14 protein-coding genes and 1 riboswitch are annotated in these 16,978 nt (G+C 33.6%); of the genes, 1 reads left to right on the top strand and 13 read right to left on the bottom strand.

Annotated elements, in window-relative coordinates:
- Positions 1–81 precede the first annotated feature (81 nt).
- The 6 genes from HMPREF2580_RS09595 to HMPREF2580_RS09620 form a co-directional block, all read right to left on the bottom strand.
- Positions 82–615 (bottom strand): 5' nucleotidase, NT5C type, encoded by a 534-nt coding sequence (locus tag HMPREF2580_RS09595; RefSeq protein WP_070832369.1) that lies wholly within the window; start codon positions 613–615, stop codon positions 82–84.
- Between the two features lie 534 nt (positions 616–1,149).
- Entirely contained in the window at positions 1,150–2,205 is a 1,056-nt protein-coding gene (gene hisC / locus HMPREF2580_RS09600; RefSeq protein ID WP_070832372.1) for a histidinol-phosphate transaminase, read from the bottom strand.
- Positions 2,206–2,347: 142 nt separating this feature from the next.
- Positions 2,348–3,862, bottom strand: coding sequence for an ABC transporter permease/substrate-binding protein (locus tag HMPREF2580_RS09605; protein WP_002441471.1), 1,515 nt, complete (start codon positions 3,860–3,862; stop codon positions 2,348–2,350).
- On the bottom strand, positions 3,855–4,832 hold the full coding sequence (locus HMPREF2580_RS09610) for an ABC transporter ATP-binding protein (protein WP_070832375.1): 978 nt from the start codon (positions 4,830–4,832) through the stop codon (positions 3,855–3,857). The genes HMPREF2580_RS09605 and HMPREF2580_RS09610 overlap by 8 nt, the downstream gene beginning before the upstream one ends.
- 305 nt (positions 4,833–5,137) lie before the next feature.
- A complete protein-coding gene (gene recQ, locus HMPREF2580_RS09615) occupies positions 5,138–6,919 on the bottom strand; it encodes a DNA helicase RecQ (protein ID WP_141756876.1) in 1,782 nt (593 codons plus the stop codon).
- A gap of 10 nt (positions 6,920–6,929) precedes the next feature.
- Entirely contained in the window at positions 6,930–8,819 is a 1,890-nt protein-coding gene (locus tag HMPREF2580_RS09620; RefSeq protein ID WP_176747480.1) for an ABC-F family ATP-binding cassette domain-containing protein, read from the bottom strand.
- A 121-nt stretch (positions 8,820–8,940) separates the two neighbouring features.
- Between HMPREF2580_RS09620 and HMPREF2580_RS09625 the strand changes: the two genes are divergently transcribed.
- Positions 8,941–9,756: a ZIP family metal transporter gene (locus HMPREF2580_RS09625; protein WP_070832385.1), complete on the top strand. Its 816-nt coding sequence runs from the start codon at positions 8,941–8,943 to the stop codon at positions 9,754–9,756.
- Positions 9,757–9,938: 182 nt separating this feature from the next.
- Here the strand turns inward: HMPREF2580_RS09625 and ltaS are convergent, their stop codons facing one another.
- The 7 genes from ltaS to HMPREF2580_RS09660 all read right to left on the bottom strand — a co-directional run bounded on the left by ltaS (position 9,939) and on the right by HMPREF2580_RS09660 (position 16,796).
- Positions 9,939–11,879, bottom strand: a complete 1,941-nt coding sequence (ltaS, locus tag HMPREF2580_RS09630) for a polyglycerol-phosphate lipoteichoic acid synthase LtaS (RefSeq protein WP_070832388.1) — start codon at positions 11,877–11,879, stop codon at positions 9,939–9,941.
- Positions 11,880–12,480: 601 nt separating this feature from the next.
- On the bottom strand, positions 12,481–13,485 hold the full coding sequence (locus HMPREF2580_RS09635) for a 5-oxoprolinase subunit C family protein (RefSeq protein ID WP_070832391.1): 1,005 nt from the start codon (positions 13,483–13,485) through the stop codon (positions 12,481–12,483).
- Positions 13,463–14,179, bottom strand: a complete 717-nt coding sequence (locus tag HMPREF2580_RS09640) for a 5-oxoprolinase subunit B family protein (protein ID WP_070832394.1) — start codon at positions 14,177–14,179, stop codon at positions 13,463–13,465. Before HMPREF2580_RS09640 ends, HMPREF2580_RS09635 begins: the two co-directional genes overlap by 23 nt.
- Before the next feature lie 18 nt (positions 14,180–14,197).
- Positions 14,198–14,404 (bottom strand): hypothetical protein, encoded by a 207-nt coding sequence (locus HMPREF2580_RS12565; RefSeq protein WP_037541174.1) that lies wholly within the window; start codon positions 14,402–14,404, stop codon positions 14,198–14,200.
- 44 nt (positions 14,405–14,448) lie between these two features.
- On the bottom strand, positions 14,449–15,057 hold the full coding sequence (locus HMPREF2580_RS09650; RefSeq protein ID WP_070832398.1) for an aminotransferase class IV: 609 nt from the start codon (positions 15,055–15,057) through the stop codon (positions 14,449–14,451).
- 1 nt (position 15,058) lies between these two features.
- A complete protein-coding gene (gene pabB / locus HMPREF2580_RS09655; protein WP_070832401.1) occupies positions 15,059–16,219 on the bottom strand; it encodes an aminodeoxychorismate synthase component I in 1,161 nt (386 codons plus the stop codon).
- Positions 16,209–16,796, bottom strand: a complete 588-nt coding sequence (locus tag HMPREF2580_RS09660; RefSeq protein WP_070832405.1) for an anthranilate synthase component II — start codon at positions 16,794–16,796, stop codon at positions 16,209–16,211. The genes pabB and HMPREF2580_RS09660 overlap by 11 nt, the downstream gene beginning before the upstream one ends.
- Before the next feature lie 115 nt (positions 16,797–16,911).
- Positions 16,912–16,958: riboswitch (PreQ1 riboswitch) on the top strand.
- Positions 16,959–16,978: the final 20 nt, after the last annotated feature.

Below are 16,978 nucleotides of genomic sequence, written 5' to 3' on the forward strand. Positions count from 1 at the left end.
GAAATCATCTTACTGCTATTATTTTTGGAACGATATTCCAAGCTCTATAAGGGTGTCGTATATCACATTGAATGTCCCTACTTAATTTCCTAGGAAATAATTCTCTACGTCTCTCCAACCGCTTACTCGATCAAATCTATGATCATTAATATTATGAGATGCTGTAAACATAACGGGTTTACCTTCAAAGATTTCAAGTTGTCTAGGGTTATCGTCGATGAGATAATCGGCATTGACAATATTTTTTCTACCACAAAATACAAAATGTTGAGGATTTAAAAATGGGAAAAATTCTAAAAGCCATTCATATTTGTCATGAAATGATGTTGGGACGTCCATTGCTGCTGTAGCAATATAAATATCATAATGCTCGTTTAATTTCTTAACTACTTCTTGAGCATGTGGCATCACTTTTAAACGTCTAAAGAAGCCCGGTTCTCTTAATACTTCAGTTACCAATCCTTCATGTTCAGGCATCATGTGTTTTAATTTTTTACCTTTTAGAGCCTCGATAGTAATCCCTAGATTAGCTCGTTCATTTACTGCATCAATGATTTCACCTAGTGTATCAGCTAAGACTTCATCCATATCTATCGCAATTTTTTCTCGCGTCATTCCATTTGCACTCCCTATTGATAATAAAAATTCAATTTAGATATTAGTATAGCAAAAATTAAAGCTAAGCACAGAAATAACAAATTCAGAAAATGTTTATAAAGGAAATAATGAATTAGACTGATAGAAAACCCTTATTAACCGAGTATTCGAATTTGCTTAACGTAGTATTGATAGCGACACGCCTGCAGGAATAGCATGCGTCTTGAGACTACTTGTAAGTCAGTTGATTTTTTAAAAGACAGGCTACGCAGTAGCTGATTGATGTTGAGCTAATGTAGGCTCAACATCTAATCATCCTTGCGGGGGTGATAATACGAATTCTTAAATTCTAGAATTCTGTATCACTCCCAAGCCATGCCCGCGGCAAGGGAGCTAAGCAATACGCAGTATTGATATTATTTGAATGGATTCACATATAATGTATTTTTATCTCAATGTGAAAATGCTTTTTTACAGAGTTAACAGTCTAAAATATGCCTCTAATTTGACTATACTACTTCGTTTTAAAATAAATAGTAAAGTTTAATTCTTCTAATAATTAAAGTTTTGAAGTACTTCTATCATTTTTTGATTTTGTTCAGGGAAACCGATAGTAATTCTTACTCCAGTAGGAAATGGACGTGTAATACACCCTACTTCTAACAATTCATCATATAGCGCCTTACTATTCGTCGTTTTCACAAAGATAAAATTAGTTTGACTTGGTAAAAAGTGTTCACTTTGAGGGATTGCATAGAATTTCTCGCGTTCTTCGGCATATTTTTGAGTAATTTCATTCAAATACGCTTGGTCTTCTAAAGCAGCAATAGCTGCGTACTCTGAAAGTCTAGTCACATTGAATGGTGGTCTAATGATGTTCCACTTTTCAATAGCGTCTGCAGAAGCTACCACGTACCCTACTCTTAAGCCTGCAAGTCCATATGCTTTAGAAAATGTGCGCAATAAAAACGCATTATCAAATGTTTCCTGCAACTTTAATGTATCAGGAAAGTCTTTAGCAGTTACAAATTCAACGTAAGCCTCGTCAATTAACACTGGGATATGACTCGGAACACGTTCTAGGAAATGGAATAAGGTTTCGTGATTAAAATATGTACCAGTTGGATTATTTGGATTACATAGCCACACTAATGCAGTATGTTCATCAATGCTTTGTAAAATTCCCTCTAAATCAAATCCACCATCTTTAAGCGGAACTTGTACTACATCTGCGGATTCAACAATAGCGTTATGATAGTATTGACCGAACGTAGCTTCACTTGTCACGATTTTATCACCTGGAGTTAACACTGCTCTTGAAATCATTAATATCACTTCATCTAAACCTGCTCCAAAAAGAATACGTGATTCATCAACATTTAAATGCTCACTCAATGCCTTTCTAAGACCTGGTGAGCCTGACTCAGGATAATAATATAATTCGTCTAGGTGCTGTTTAATTGCTTCTTTCACTTTAGGCGTAGGACCGTATAAATTTTCATTAGACGCTAATTTAAATAGCTCCCCTTCAATGCCGTATTTGTTTTTCAATGCTTCTGGAGAAAGTCCAGGTTCATAAGCTGATAGTTGCTCTAATTGTTTCTTCATAATCGAATTCTCCCCTTGAATTGACTGAAATTTTAAAAAACTTAATACCCATTATATACAATGGAGTAATTTAAAATCAATGACATTCAACCTATTTATAAATAAAATTCCTGACAATTCAATGCCAGGAATTTCAAATTGATTATTTAACAAGCCCTTCTTTTTTTAAGTAAGCTTTTGCCACTTTATAAGGATCTTCTTTTTTAACAGTTACTTTATAATTCATTTCTTGCATTTGTTCATCCGTAATTTTACCAGCTAATTGATTGAGCGGTTTCTTAATTTCTGGATGTTCTTTAAGGAATTTCTCTTTAAACATTGGTGCACCTTGATATGGTGGGAATACATGTTTATCATCTTTCAATACAACCATGTCATATTGTTTTAATTCAGCATCTGTTGAATAAGCGTCGATTAAGTTAATGTCGCCTTTTTCAACAGCAGTATAACGTAATTTAGGTTCCATTGTTTTCACATTTGAAATGTTGAGATCATAGGCTTTTTTCACTGCTTTAAAGCCATCTGGTCTATCATTAAACTCTAGAGTGAACCCTGGTTTAAGCTTATCTTCAACTTTTTGTAAATCGCCAATTGTTTTAATATTATTTTTCTTAGCAAAGTCACGCTTCACTGCTAACGCATATGTGTTGTTATACTTCATTGGTTTTAACATTGTCATCTTATACTTTTTCTCTAAGCTTGTTTTCGCTTGATTATAAACGGCTGGCTCTTTTTTAGATTTTAAATCTTCTTTTGTCAATTCTCCAAGAACTGTTCCAGTAAACTCGAGATAACCATCGATATCATCAGATTTCAATGCATTGAATAGGAACGATGTTTTCCCCATTCCATCTTTAACATCCACAGTATCATCTGTTTCCTCTTCTATTAGAATTTTGTACATGTTAGTAATCACTGAAGGTTCTGAACCGAGTTTACCTGCGAGGGTAATTTTGTCACCCTTTTGCGCGAATAATGGAATCACAATTGCTAATAGAATCACTAACACAATCGCACCTAGTGTGATTAATAGTTTTTTGTAAGAAAGCTTTTCCATATATCTAAGAATTAAATCGAAAATGATAGCTAATAAAGCTGCTGGAATCGCACCAATTAAAATAAGCGAACTATCATTACGATCAATACCTAATAGAATGAGGTCCCCTAAACCACCAGCACCAATTAAAGCTGCTAACGTAGCAGTACCAATAATTAATACCATTGCAGTGCGAATACCTGCCATGATGACCGGCATCGCTATAGGTAATTCTACCTTAGTCAGTCTTCTGAATGGTTTCATACCAATACCTTTAGCCGCTTCGACTAATGACGGATCAACCTCTTTAATACCAGTATATGTATTCCGCAATATTGGTAATAATGCATAAACGACTAACGCGATGATTGCAGGTACACGTCCGATTCCAAATATAGGAATCATCAATCCTAATAATGCTAATGAAGGTATAGTTTGGAGCACCGCAGCAATATTCATCACGATTTCTGATAGTTTTTTAGTTTTTGTTAAAAGTATTCCTAGAGGTACCGCAATAATTGTTGCAATAAGTAATGCGATAAAAGATATTTGAATATGTTCAATAATCGTAGAAAGGAGTTGTCCTTTTCTATCACTTAACGTGCTTAGAAATTCATGCATGCGTGATACGCTCCTTTCTTTCCGATAAATAATTGAAAATGTCTTCACGTTTTAATAAGTACTGCGCTTGATTGTCACTATTTAAAATAATCACACCATCATTTTGTGCTAATAAATGATAAATACTTTCGATATTCTGACTTTCATTTACTTCAGGGTAGTTGGAAGTAGCAGACATTTCATTAAGCGAACGGTGAACATTTAAATCTTTAATTTGAATTTGCGCAAGTGAATCACCATTCTGTTGTTCAAGGTGACTACCCATAAATTGTTTAACAAACTCACTCTGCGGATGGTCTTTAAAACCTTGTGGTGTATCAATTTGTTCAACATGACCATTATTCAACAAACAGATTCTATCTCCCAACTTCATTGCTTCTTGAATATCATGTGTCACGAAAACAATCGTCTTTTTAATTTTTGTTTGTAAGTCAATTAAATCATCCTGTAGATTCTCTCTACTAATAGGGTCTAGTGCACTAAAAGGCTCATCCATAATAATTACAGGTGGGTCAGCTGCTAATGCACGCACAACACCTACACGTTGACGTTGACCGCCTGATAATTCGTCTGGCTTTCTATTTTTGAATTTCTCAGGTTCTAAATTAACCATACTTAATAATTCATCGACGCGTTGTTCAATATCCTTATCTTTCCATTTTTTCATCTGAGGAACTTGAGCAATATTCTCTTTAATAGTCATATGTGGGAATAATGCAATTTGTTGGAGTACATAACCAATATCCCAACGCATTTCATAAACTGGATAATCGCTGATTGGTTTCTCTTTAAAATAGATGTACCCTTCACTTAATGGGATTAATCGATTAATCATTTTGAGTGTAGTTGTTTTTCCGCAACCTGATGGTCCAATTAATACAAAAAATTCCCCTTCTTCTATGTTAAAACTCACATTATCTACTGCAATATTATCTCCATATCGTTTCGTAACATTCTTAAATTCAATCACAATTTCACCTTCATTCGTCCTACAAAAAGTAGACAATTTTAAACTATATTCCCTATTAAATCACTTTTAATTAAAAAATAACATTTTAACGTGAATTATATTATTAAAGATTCTAAATCTTCTACACATATTGAAAATAGTATAAAAACACAAATGGAAAGTCCCAAATTTTAGTGAAAAATTAGATGGTTCATTTCTGTTTCTAAAAGTCGCTCTAATAAAAAACAACGACTGAATCTAAAATATATTAGATCTAGCCGTTGATAAGTTGATAAAACGTTCATTTATTTTACTTTATCGTCATTTTAAATACTTGTTTTATAGGTTTGGATTTTTTCTAAAAATTTAGGGCAGTAATGTTTTAGTTTATAACTTCCTACACCATCGATAGAAATCATTTCCTGTTTAGATTCGGGTTTACGTTTCGCAAACTCTTCAAGCGTATAGTCTGAGAAGATACTAACCGGTGCAATGCCTAATTTATCACTTAACTGTTTACGCACTGCTACAAGTTCACCATAGAGTGCTCGGTCTACGCCTTCAACAGTATTGATGTATACTTTTTCTTTACTCTTTTGTTTAAATGGTGTGGTATAAACTTTTGTACTATCGTTAAGTAGCTTTTTCACAGAGTTATCGCAGATGAGTATTTCATCATTTTCGTTAAGATAACCTTTAAATCGTAATTCATCAATTAGATGCGCTAATTCTGAAGTTGTATAATCTTTCATTAAACCATGTGTTGTGAGTTGATCATAATCATTGTATTTAATGTAATCTGTGATTTCGCCTCTTAAAACTTGAATTATCACACTGTAGCTTTCTTGTTGTTTCATTCTTGCAATACAACTAATAATCATTTTAGCTTCACGTGTCATGTTATATGTTTTATTTTCTTGCACGCAATTACTACATTGTTCGCATTCTTCTAACTTTTCATTTGGTTCAAAATAATGGACAATCGTAGCTTCTAAGCATTTCTTAGTTTTCGTATATTGAATCATCTTTGTGAGTTTTTCGCCCATTTTATCTTTATAATCATCATCTGCTTGAGAAACTGTAATAAAATATTCATGTAATCCCTTATCACGTTCACTAAAAAGAAGGATACATTCACTCTTCAATCCATCACGACCAGCACGTCCCGCTTCTTGATAATATGATTCAATATCTCCAGGCATATTATAATGAATCACGTATCTCACATTTGATTTATCAATCCCCATACCAAACGCATTCGTTGCTACAACAACATCCACACGATCGTATAAGAAATCATTTTGTGTAGCCTCACGCTCTTTATTCGTTAAACCTGCGTGATAAATTGTACTTTTAACTTTTTCATTTTCTAATGCTTCATTAAGTTCCTCTACCTGTTTACGTGTAGAACAATAAATAATCCCAGCTTGTCCATCATGGCTAGTGACATAGTCGACAACAAATTTTTGACGTTGGTAGGTTGGATTCACTTTGAAAATTAAATTACGGCGTTTCGTACTTGTCTTAATTTCATCATACTTGCCGATATTTAACTTTTCCATAATATCCTGTTGAACTTCAGCAGTAGCAGTAGCTGTTAAGGCTACTATCGTGAAATCTTGAGGTAAAGTGAATACTTTATGAATCACACTTTGATAACTTGGTCTAAAATCATGTCCCCATTTTGAAATACAGTGTGCTTCATCAAAAGCAATAAGATGAATATCAATCTTTCTAAGTAAATTTAAGAAGAATGTGTTCTCAAATCGCTCTGGTGCAACATATAAAAATTGAATGTCACCCTGCTTAAGTTTATCTTCAATATCTTTTTGTTGCTTCTGAGTTAGACTACTATTCAAGTATGCAGCTTCAATCCCCATTGCTTTAAGCTGATCAACTTGGTCTTTCATTAATGAAATAAGTGGACTAATGACTATAGTTGTACCACCAAGCATGAGTCCAGGTACTTGATAACATATTGATTTACCGCCACCGGTTGGAAGTACTCCGAGTGTATTACGATGGTCTAATATTTTGGTTATAATCTCCTTTTGTCCTGGCCTAAATGTTTCGTAACCAAAATAATGCGATAAAGTTTCTTGCATGATTACAGTCCCCTTATTGTTCTTTTATTTCTTCAAGTTCACTCCATCTCGTGATGTCTGTTTCATATGTTTGTTCAAGCTGTTCTTTTTCTTCATTTAATTCTTTAATCTTTGCATAGTCAGCACTTGCTGCTACCATTTCTTCATCAATTTCTTCTAATCTTGTTTCCGTTTCATCAATACGTGTCATTAATGTTTCGTATTCTAATTTCTCTTTATAAGAAAGCCCTGTTTTCTTTCTTACTTGTGTTTTTTGCTTTGACTGTTGTGCTGATTGTTTAGCTAATGCAGCCTGACGTTCTTGTTCTTTTTTATACTTTTCATAATCTTCAAATGTGCCTATAATTTTTTCCATGTAACCGTCATGAATATACCAATATTCTTGTGCAACTTTATTCAAGAAATAACGGTCGTGACTTACAGTAATAACTGAACCACCGAAATCGTCAATATAATCTTCTAATATTGTTAACGTTTCAGTATCTAGGTCATTTGTAGGCTCATCTAATAAAAGTACATTAGGTTTATGGACTAACAATCTTAATAAATAGAGCCTTTTTTGTTCGCCACCTGAAAGTTTATAAATTTTCTTACCGTGTGTTGAACTTGGGAATAAAAAGCGCTCTAATAGTTGTGTGATTGAAATTGAAGTGCCATCTTTCTCCTTAGCCACTTCACTTTCTTCACGAAGATAATCAATCATTCGTATATCACGATCCAGTGTTTCTTCCGTTTGTTTAAAATAGGCAACTTTTACTGTTTGACCTATCTTTAATACACCTTCAAAGTCGTGATCTTCGTTGCTTAAGATATTAAGTAGTGTCGTTTTACCTGCGCCGTTTGGCCCTACAACACCTATACGTTGTCCACTCTGTATAATTTCCGTAATGTCTTTAAATAGCACTTTATCATTGATTGATTTCGTCACATGCTCTAATTCATAAACTTGTTTACCTAATCTAGAATACGCGAGATTCAATTCACCTTTATCTTGAGTATGCTGACCTTTTACTTCACTTTCAAGATTATTGAATCGGTTGATACGTGCTTGTTGCTTTGTAGTTCTAGCTTTAACGCCTGCGCGCATCCATGCTAGTTCTTTCTTATATAGTGATTTTTGTTTTTCTTGTTGTTTTTGTTCAATCACTTCATTTTCAGCACGCATTGCTATGTAATCCTCGTAGTTACCTGGATATGCTGTTAACTTACCTCTATCCAATTCAATAATTCTTGTCGATACTTCATTTAAAAAGTAACGATCGTGAGTTACAAATAAAACTGTATGCGGGTATTGTTTCACATAATTAATTAGCCAGTTAATCGATTCAAAATCTAAATGGTTAGTCGGTTCGTCTAGTAATAATAAATCAGGCTGTTCAATCAATGTCTTGGCAAGAACTACTCGCTTTTGTTGTCCACCTGATAGTTCTCGAACATATTTAGTCGTATCATTAATACCTAATTTAGATAATATCGTTTTAATTTCAGCATTATAATCCCACGCATCGCTTTGGTCCATGGCTTCTTGAGCTTTCATCATCGCATTGAATTGTGCTTCACTTTGGTCGATTGCGTAAGCATTCACAGCTTTCTCATAGTCTTTAATCACTCGTAAAGTTGGCGTATCTGAACTTAATACCGCTTCAAACACAGTCAATTCCCCATCTAAATCTTGCTTCTGAGAAGAATAACGAATTCGATAATGGTTGGGATGTGTAATATCCGCAGTAAAATCTTCATCTAATCCACCAATGACTTTGAGCAATGTACTCTTACCTGTTCCATTGATGCCAACAAGTCCAATTCTCTCGTGTTCAGAAATGGATAAGTTCAAATTATCGAATATCACTTTGTCTGCATAGGATTTATTTAAATGTTCAATTTTGTATGCTTCCATGCTTATCTTCCTTTTCAAATATCGAATTTTGTCAACTATCGAATTTTTAAAATAATTTTGTTAAGCTTAATTCAGTTCTATATATTATACACCTTTTTAAGCTTAAATGATACAAGGAGACCTACTTATGGCACAAATCTTCGAAAACTTGCCTCCTTACATTCAAGCACTCATAGCTGGTATCATCACATGGTTACTTACAGCACTTGGAGCTGCAGCTGTGTTTGTGTTTAAGAAAGTAAATGACAAAGTTTTAAATTCTATGCAGGGTTTTGCAGCCGGAATTATGATTGCAGCAAGTTTTTGGTCATTATTACAACCAGCAATCGAATCAAGTAAAGGAAGTTCATTACCATGGCTTCCAGCTGCTATTGGCTTTGTACTTGGAGGCATATTTATACGAGTATTAGATTATGTGATTCCTCATATTCATCAAAATGCTCAGGATAAAAACCAACAACGAGAAGGTGTTAAAACCTCTCTCAGTAAAAATGCATTGCTTGTTTTAGCAATCACGCTTCATAACATTCCTGAAGGATTATCTATTGGGGTCGCCTTTGGTGGCGTTGCATCAGGAAATGGTCAAGCTACATTTCTAGGTGCCATTGGACTTGCCATCGGTATCGGTATCCAAAATATTCCAGAAGGTGCAGCACTCTCTATGCCAATTAGAGCTGCGGGTGCATCTCGCTGGAAATCGTTTAATTACGGACAAGCTTCGGCGATTGTTGAACCTATCTTTGCAACAATTGGTGCTGCGGCTATTTTAGTGGTCAATCCTGTTTTACCTTATGCATTAGCCTTTGCTGCAGGTGCAATGATTTTCGTTGTTGTGGAAGAACTTATTCCAGATTCTCAATCTGGTAACAATACAGATTTAGCTACAATGAGCCTCATGTTTGGATTTACGATTATGATGATTCTTGATGTTGCACTTGGTTAAGTGGTTATGATTCATTCTTGCTATATTGCATTGATTGCAAATCGCTTATATAAAAAAGAGGACTATCAGATAACATGTTTCGCGAATAGCGAAGGATCTGATAGTCCTCTTTTGTGTAGAAAGGAAAAATCTGGATTGAGTAAACTTAGTTAAGCGACTCAATCCAGATTGATGTTAGATTATTATTTTTTCTCGTTACCTTTAGGACCTGCTTTGTATTCATACTTAGATGGGTTTACTTTCTTGAAGTCAGGGTTTTTATAGAATCTGAACAAGTCACCGTTAAGAACACTGTCACTCATTTCAAGATCTTTTTCAACCTGTTTCTTATTCTTGTCGAAGTCCTTAGGTTTCTTAGTGAGTAATTCATTGTCTTTATTAGAGTAAATCTTACCATTTACGTATTTATAATCTTTGGTAATGAAATCTCCATTTCTAAATGGAACAACATCATTATGTTGTTTTGAGAACATGTCTGTACCAAACATTAAGTAATTCTTACTATCAATACCTAATAAATGTAGTACTGTCGGCATTACATCCATTTGACCAGCATATTCTTTATTCACGCCACCTGGTTTACCAGGTATTTTCAACCAGAAACCAGTACGGTTCAAGTCTGTGAATTTAGCTGGAGTGATTTTTTCACCTAATAATTTTTCCATTGCGTTGTTATGATTTTCAGAGATACCGTAGTGGTCACCATAAATCATAATTACTGACTTGTCATAAAGACCTTTTTTCTTAAGATCAGTAATGTACTCTTCTAATGCTTGGTCAAGGTAGTGTGCCGTTTGAATATAACCGTCTACTGTTGCATCACCTGTATTAGGTTTATCGATTGAAGCATCTTTCTCATCCAATGTAAATGGATAGTGATTTGTTAATGTAATCATATGTGAGTAGAACGGTTGTTTCATCTTAGATTGATAATCCGCTGATGCTTTAAAGAATGGTTTATCTTTAAGACCAAGGTTAACAATATTATCGTCAGACATATCGTAATATGTTGCATCGTAGAATTTATCAATACCAAAGTGTTTATAGACCTGATCACGGTTCCAGAATGTTTTATAGTCACCGTGCATAACATTAGATGTGTAACCTTGCTTTTGGTCTAAAATGGCTGGTAACGATTGGTAAGTGTTATCGCCTTTTAGTGAGTATGCAGAACCTTGTGGTAATCCATACATACTATTATCCATTGTAAACTCGGCGTCTGATGTTTTACCTTGTCCAGTTTGATGGAAGAAGTTAGGGAAATAAGTAAAGTCTTTCTTACCACTTGATAATTTATTCAAGAATGGTGTGACTTCTTTACCATTTACCTTTTTATTGATTAGGAAAGTTTGGAAACTTTCTAAGTGAATTTTAATGATATTTTTCTTTTTCGCTACACCATAATATTCTTTATTTGGCTCAGTACGCTTTTGTTTCGTGTAATTAAGTACTTTTGTTAAATCATCTTCTGATGCAAGCGCTTTTTGTTGATTATTTTCGATTGTTTTTACACCGTCATAAACAGTGAAGTTGTATGGTCCTAAATATTTAACAAGATATTTATGGTCAAACGTTCTTGTTAATAATTCTGGTCTATCTGTTTCAGCAAATGCTAAATTTAAGAAGAATAAAGCTACTGATGCAGCCATAACAACTGGAACAAATTTCTTACTAAATGCTCTAGTATCTAACCAATTACGTTTAAAAATTAAAATAATAAGGTAGATAATTGTGTCAATGAAATAAACAAAGTCATACCATTTAAACGAAGCACCTACAGCGCCACCCATTGACTCAACGTTACCAGCTTGGTTCAGTGTACTGAAAGTTAAAAAATCTGAGAAGAATCGGAAGTACACTACATTCGCATAAAGTAAAAATGTTAATAGAAATCCTCCAATAAAAATGAACCAGAAAGCTTTCTTACCTTTGAAGAATAATAGCACACTCAATGTAAGTGCGATTAAACTGTAAGGATTCATAAGTAATATTAAGTTTTGTACTAGCCCCTTAACACCTAAAGAAAAATCAACATAATATGAAAAATACGTCTTTAAGGTAACGGTGAATACCGTTAATAAGAAAAACGCAAAAAGACTAATTTTCTTTTTGGGTAAACTCATGTTTGTTTCCTCCGTTAATAGTAATAAATCATTTTGAACATTTATCCCAATGTCATGTAATTAAATAAAAAGTTTCAAAGTTTTTAGATAAAAATTAATTACAAAACTTGATACGTCACTTTGAGATGATTATTTAATTATCAAAATGATATATTGTCGCTTTCGGACAATTCAATTTTTATTGGTTGTTTTACAAAATTTTATGTTCCATTGGCTCAGTTTTATTTGTGATCATCATCGTTCATTAGGTTATTTAACCTTTTAACACAACAATGTAAGCGAGTAACACTACACGAGTGAACTCACTTATACTTTAAGGTTGTTAACTTATTATTAAGAAATAATGAAGTTTGTAACCAAATTGTAATAATAATACATAGTTCAATTTATAAATATATAGTAATGTCACACAAATATCAAGCAAAAACATGATATAAAAGTGTAATTTTAAAGTTCAAGGGAGTCTATACCCTTAAACAACTTGCTTAGTTTCTTTATAAAAACAATATCTAATTATAATGATTAATGTTTATCATTTCATCATACTTTAGGACTAGCATATTATTAGTGATCAATAAATTTTGTTTAAACCATGCGCGCTTTATTTCATCATTTCCAACTGCATGCGATATTCTATACCATGAAATAGTTGATTTAACCAATTACTGTATTTAACTAAATTCTTTTCTGCGGTTTCAATATCTATAAATTGGAATTTCAGTTTTGAACCTTGTGGCTTTTGAGCTAACTTCGTTAAATGATAGCTTGCGATGGTTCCAATTTGTGGGTAACTGCCCAATGTATAGTGATCATTCAATAACACAATGGGCGTACCATCTCTTTTAACTTGCACTGTTCCCTTTTTTACAGACTGATGCGCTGGCATATCGTCGTAATAAGCTTTAATTTTTTGGCCGTCTAACAACATCCCTACACGATTGGTCTTACTCGACACTTTATATTCGGATAGAGTAAAACGATTAATTACATCTTTTTTAAAGTCTTCTGTGCCTTTATTCTTAATAATATGGAAGACATCTGACATATAATTGAAGGATAATGCATATCCATCTATTCCCCAATCAGTCGTACGTGTTTCAGCTAAATTTTCAAATAACTTTTTATGTCGCTTTGAATATGCTCGTTTAAGTTCAATCTCATCGCCTTTTTCAAGCTTTCTTCCTTTGAAACCACCAATTTTCACATTAAAATCAGTCGAAGTAGAATTGAGCCAGTTATCTAACTTGAAACCCCCACCAACAGCTAAATAAACTCGTGAAGTACGACTTGTTTCTCTAAATTTGAGTACTTCACCTTCTTCTATAAGATATAATTTATTAGGATAGATTGTGATGTTTTGTGTTTCGGCTTTAAAGTTTCCACCTGTCAAAGCAATAAGTGCAGGTTCAGTGAAACGAATTTCAGCCATTTTATGCGTCATCTCAAGTGTAGCTTCATTCTTATCATTTGCTACAAGTCGATTTGCAATCTCATGTGCTAAATCGTCGAGCGCACCACCTGGGATTACACCATCATGCTCATAACCATTTCTCCCAAAATCTTGAAAGCTACTGAATAGACCACTATTTTCTATTATGATCGACATATTTAAAATCTCCTAGCTCTATTTCATTTTTCTCTTTCGCAACGAACTTTACATTATCTCCTAATTTTAATAATGTGAAGTCTTCACGGTCAGGAAAGAATAACTGAAGTGGCGTATAACCAATCACTAACCAATCGTTGTATGTATCAGTTGTAACGATGCCACATTTTTTCCCTTCAATAATCACAGAACCAGCAGGAATAAACTTTTTCTGTTTACTTGTGTGATTCACGTGTAATTTTTTATGCATTCCTGTTAAATAAGGAAATCCAGGAGAATATCCCATCATTGAAACAAAATATTGTTCGCCAGTATGTAACTGGATAAAATCGGATAATTTAAGTTTAAGGTATTTCAATAATTCAGGTAAATCGGGTCCAAACTCATCTCCATAAACAATAGGCACTTCTAATTGTTGTTGGGCTTCATCGTTGTGTTTAATTTCTAATTGCACAGAATCAATTAAAGCCTTCATATATAGAAATGGTGATTGTATATTGTGATGTTTAATCATATCTCTCGCATCATAACAAATCATTAAATCAGACTCGGTAGGTACAATTTCAGTAATAAATGGATATGCTTTATCAATTAAGTATGATCTAAGCGCTATTAAATCTTCTGTAAGTTTTTGAGATACATCTTTTTCTATAGATACAACAATGGCTTGATCGCCTTGACTGTATACTTTCATATTTCCACCTCATACATATTAGTGATGATAAAACACATTCATTAAATCAATGACATGTGGCATCAGTGATTTTATTAAAAGATAAACCAATACACACGCACAAAGGCAAGTTATAGTGGCAGTCATTCTTGCACTTAGGTGTCTCTGTTTCGCCATCAACTTTTGTATAATATATTTATTTAGACTTACCAGCACTACCAATATAACGAACCATAATAATGCCATAGGCTACCTCTTTTTAATTATTAAAATTATCTTTCATTCTAATTTTATATATAAATTTTGACATCGGCAACCTCTCGTAAACTATTGATTAAATAGAGATTAATTTGATTTGCTTGAATCTTCTTTTTTAAATCATCAACATAAATATCTTTCTCTATCATTCTACCTTGATCAAGAAGAGATTGTCTCATACATCCAAGTAAAATGTCCTGATGATAAGTTGGAGTGTATAAGTCATTCCCCTCACCTATCATAATATTGCCAATATCGAATTCTAATATTTTTCCTGTTTCATCATATAATAGAATTAAATCTGTTTCATGATTATGTTCTAAATAATGCCGTTCTGAAGTTTTATTCACTAAATATTTCTGATTAACGTGATGCGTTCTTTGAACTAAACGCGCAGTGAATAGTGTCTTTTCCGGTAAAGGTGCAACAATATAATCTAAGTGTCCATCGCGCTCCAAAGTTACTTTTAACCGATATTCGCCTTTTGGATATATTTCTCTTATCAATTGTATTAATTCATGCCATTTTTGAGTATTTAAATTAAATTTTAAATCTGCACTAGACTTTTGAATTCTTTTAAAATGATAATCTAATCTTGGGATATCACCATTTTCAAGTCTCATCGTTTCAAATAATTGCATCTTATAAATTCTCCAAAATCTTAGTTTTATCGTGAAATTCTTGCACTTCATTTTCAGGGATAGAATCAATGGTAATACCAGCGCCCACCCCATAAATCGCCTCTTGATTTCTATATTCAATTGTACGTATAGGAATATTAAATATCATACGGCCATCTGGCAACAACACACCAATCGTGCCACAATAAATTGATCGAGGCGATGTTTCCAACTGTTGAATATACTTCATGGTACTTAATTTAGGCGCACCAGTGATAGAACCACATGGAAATAGTGCGCGCATGATATCGACTAAATTTGTCTGTGGCTTTAATTGACCGCTCACCATACTCGTCATTTGAAATACGGTATCATAACATTCAATCATAAATGGTTGATCAACGTTTATCGTGCCACTTTGCGAAATTCGAGTAATATCATTTCGAAGTAAATCTACTATCATGACATTTTCAGCTCTATCCTTTGCTGAATGCTTCAAAGCGTAGTATAACTGTTCATCTTCCTCGATTGACCGACCTCTTGGCATCGTGCCTTTCATCGGTTTACTTAAGATGACATTGTCATGCTCTTTGAAATCTCCTTTTTGGAAGAATAACTCTGGTGAAATCGAAGCCACTTGTATCTCTGGTGTATCTAATAAAGCTGTGTAGTGTCCATTCTGATGTGCTGTTAGTTTGTCATATAATGCTGTTATAGGAAAATGAATGGCCGAATACAAACGTGTCGTATAATTCACTTGATAGGTGTGCCCTTCTACAATTGCTTGTTGTATTAATTTAATTTTTCTCATCATAACATCATCACTTTCATGAAATTTAAAATGATGCTTTTGTTTTGTGGAATTTAATTTTCTGTTGTGACTTGCACTAGCATTTTCTTTTTTATGCCGAACATCTTTAAATGAATAAGCCACTGCCAATATTTGATTTTCTTCTATTATATTGACGCTCATTTTATCATTAAAATAAGGTGCCGCTTCGTACGTCATATATAATGCCACATAACGCCCTTTTTGTTGTTCATTTTCCGCAAAATTAACAACCTCTCCCACTTCATCAAGGTGATAAGCAATTGCAGAGTCTAAACATTCTTCCATAATTAAATGATAATCTTTAGATTGATTCTCATCTTCGTAATATCGATAATTGAATTCAATATGCATATTGAACGCCTGCCTCATTTAAAAATAACTTAAGCTGTTCGTGTCCATACTCACTTAATATAGATTCTGGATGATATTGAACACCATAAACATGAAAATCGCGGTGCTGTACGGCCATAACAATTCCTTCATTATTATAAGCAGTAACCTTTAGTGAATGAGGTATTTGTAATGGATCGGCCATAAGCGAATGGTATCGCATTACATTAAAGTACAAAGGAAGGTCCTTAAAGATTCCTTCATTTGAATGATGCAACGTTGTGGTATGACCGTGAACTGGTTTATCATTATGTATAATTTGCCCGCCAAAGTGTTCAACGATGACTTGAAAGCCCAAACATACCCCTAATATAGGCACATCTCGATAATATTCCGTGAGTATGGTTGCAAGTATGGGATAATCACTTGGACGACCAGGCCCAGGAGAAATAACAATTGCCTGAGGGTCTAATTGTTTAAGCATTGGTATCGTGACTTGATCAACGGATATGACCTGAACATCATCAGTTGTTTGGACTGTAAGATAATCTATTAAATTATATGTAAATGAATCATGGTTATCTATCATTACTATCATAAATGTGCTCCGTAGTTAAATTTTAATCATTTTTACTTTTGTCACTCTATTATCACAGAACGTGACTTGATTTTATATAGTATATCGTTTATTCTATTTTGCGTACAAAAATAAATAAAAAGAGGTTCCTAGCAGAAACCCTCTATAAAAAACTAGACAAGTATTCTACTACTATGAATGCG

It is taken from the genome of Staphylococcus sp. HMSC036D05, assembly GCF_001836225.1.
Classification (GTDB): Bacteria; Bacillota; Bacilli; order Staphylococcales; family Staphylococcaceae; genus Staphylococcus; species Staphylococcus caprae.

What these genes read in the sequence shown, in the direction of transcription:
- HMPREF2580_RS09595 (WP_070832369.1), bottom strand. Translation starts at nt 615, where the DNA reads ATGACGCGAGAAAAAATTGCGATAGATATGGATGAAGTCTTAGCTGAT.
- HMPREF2580_RS09650 (WP_070832398.1), bottom strand. Translation starts at nt 15,057, where the DNA reads ATGCAATTATTTGAAACGATGAGACTTGAAAATGGTGATATCCCAAGA.
- HMPREF2580_RS09635 (WP_070832391.1), bottom strand. Translation starts at nt 13,485, where the DNA reads ATGTCGATCATAATAGAAAATAGTGGTCTATTCAGTAGCTTTCAAGAT.
- hisC (WP_070832372.1), bottom strand. Translation starts at nt 2,205, where the DNA reads ATGAAGAAACAATTAGAGCAACTATCAGCTTATGAACCTGGACTTTCT.
- HMPREF2580_RS09640 (WP_070832394.1), bottom strand. Translation starts at nt 14,179, where the DNA reads ATGAAAGTATACAGTCAAGGCGATCAAGCCATTGTTGTATCTATAGAA.
- HMPREF2580_RS09605 (WP_002441471.1), bottom strand. Translation starts at nt 3,862, where the DNA reads ATGCATGAATTTCTAAGCACGTTAAGTGATAGAAAAGGACAACTCCTT.
- HMPREF2580_RS12565 (WP_037541174.1), bottom strand. Translation starts at nt 14,404, where the DNA reads ATGGCATTATTATGGTTCGTTATATTGGTAGTGCTGGTAAGTCTAAAT.
- HMPREF2580_RS09625 (WP_070832385.1), top strand. Translation starts at nt 8,941, where the DNA reads ATGGCACAAATCTTCGAAAACTTGCCTCCTTACATTCAAGCACTCATA.
- HMPREF2580_RS09660 (WP_070832405.1), bottom strand. Translation starts at nt 16,796, where the DNA reads ATGATAGTAATGATAGATAACCATGATTCATTTACATATAATTTAATA.
- pabB (WP_070832401.1), bottom strand. Translation starts at nt 16,219, where the DNA reads ATGCATATTGAATTCAATTATCGATATTACGAAGATGAGAATCAATCT.
- ltaS (WP_070832388.1), bottom strand. Translation starts at nt 11,879, where the DNA reads ATGAGTTTACCCAAAAAGAAAATTAGTCTTTTTGCGTTTTTCTTATTA.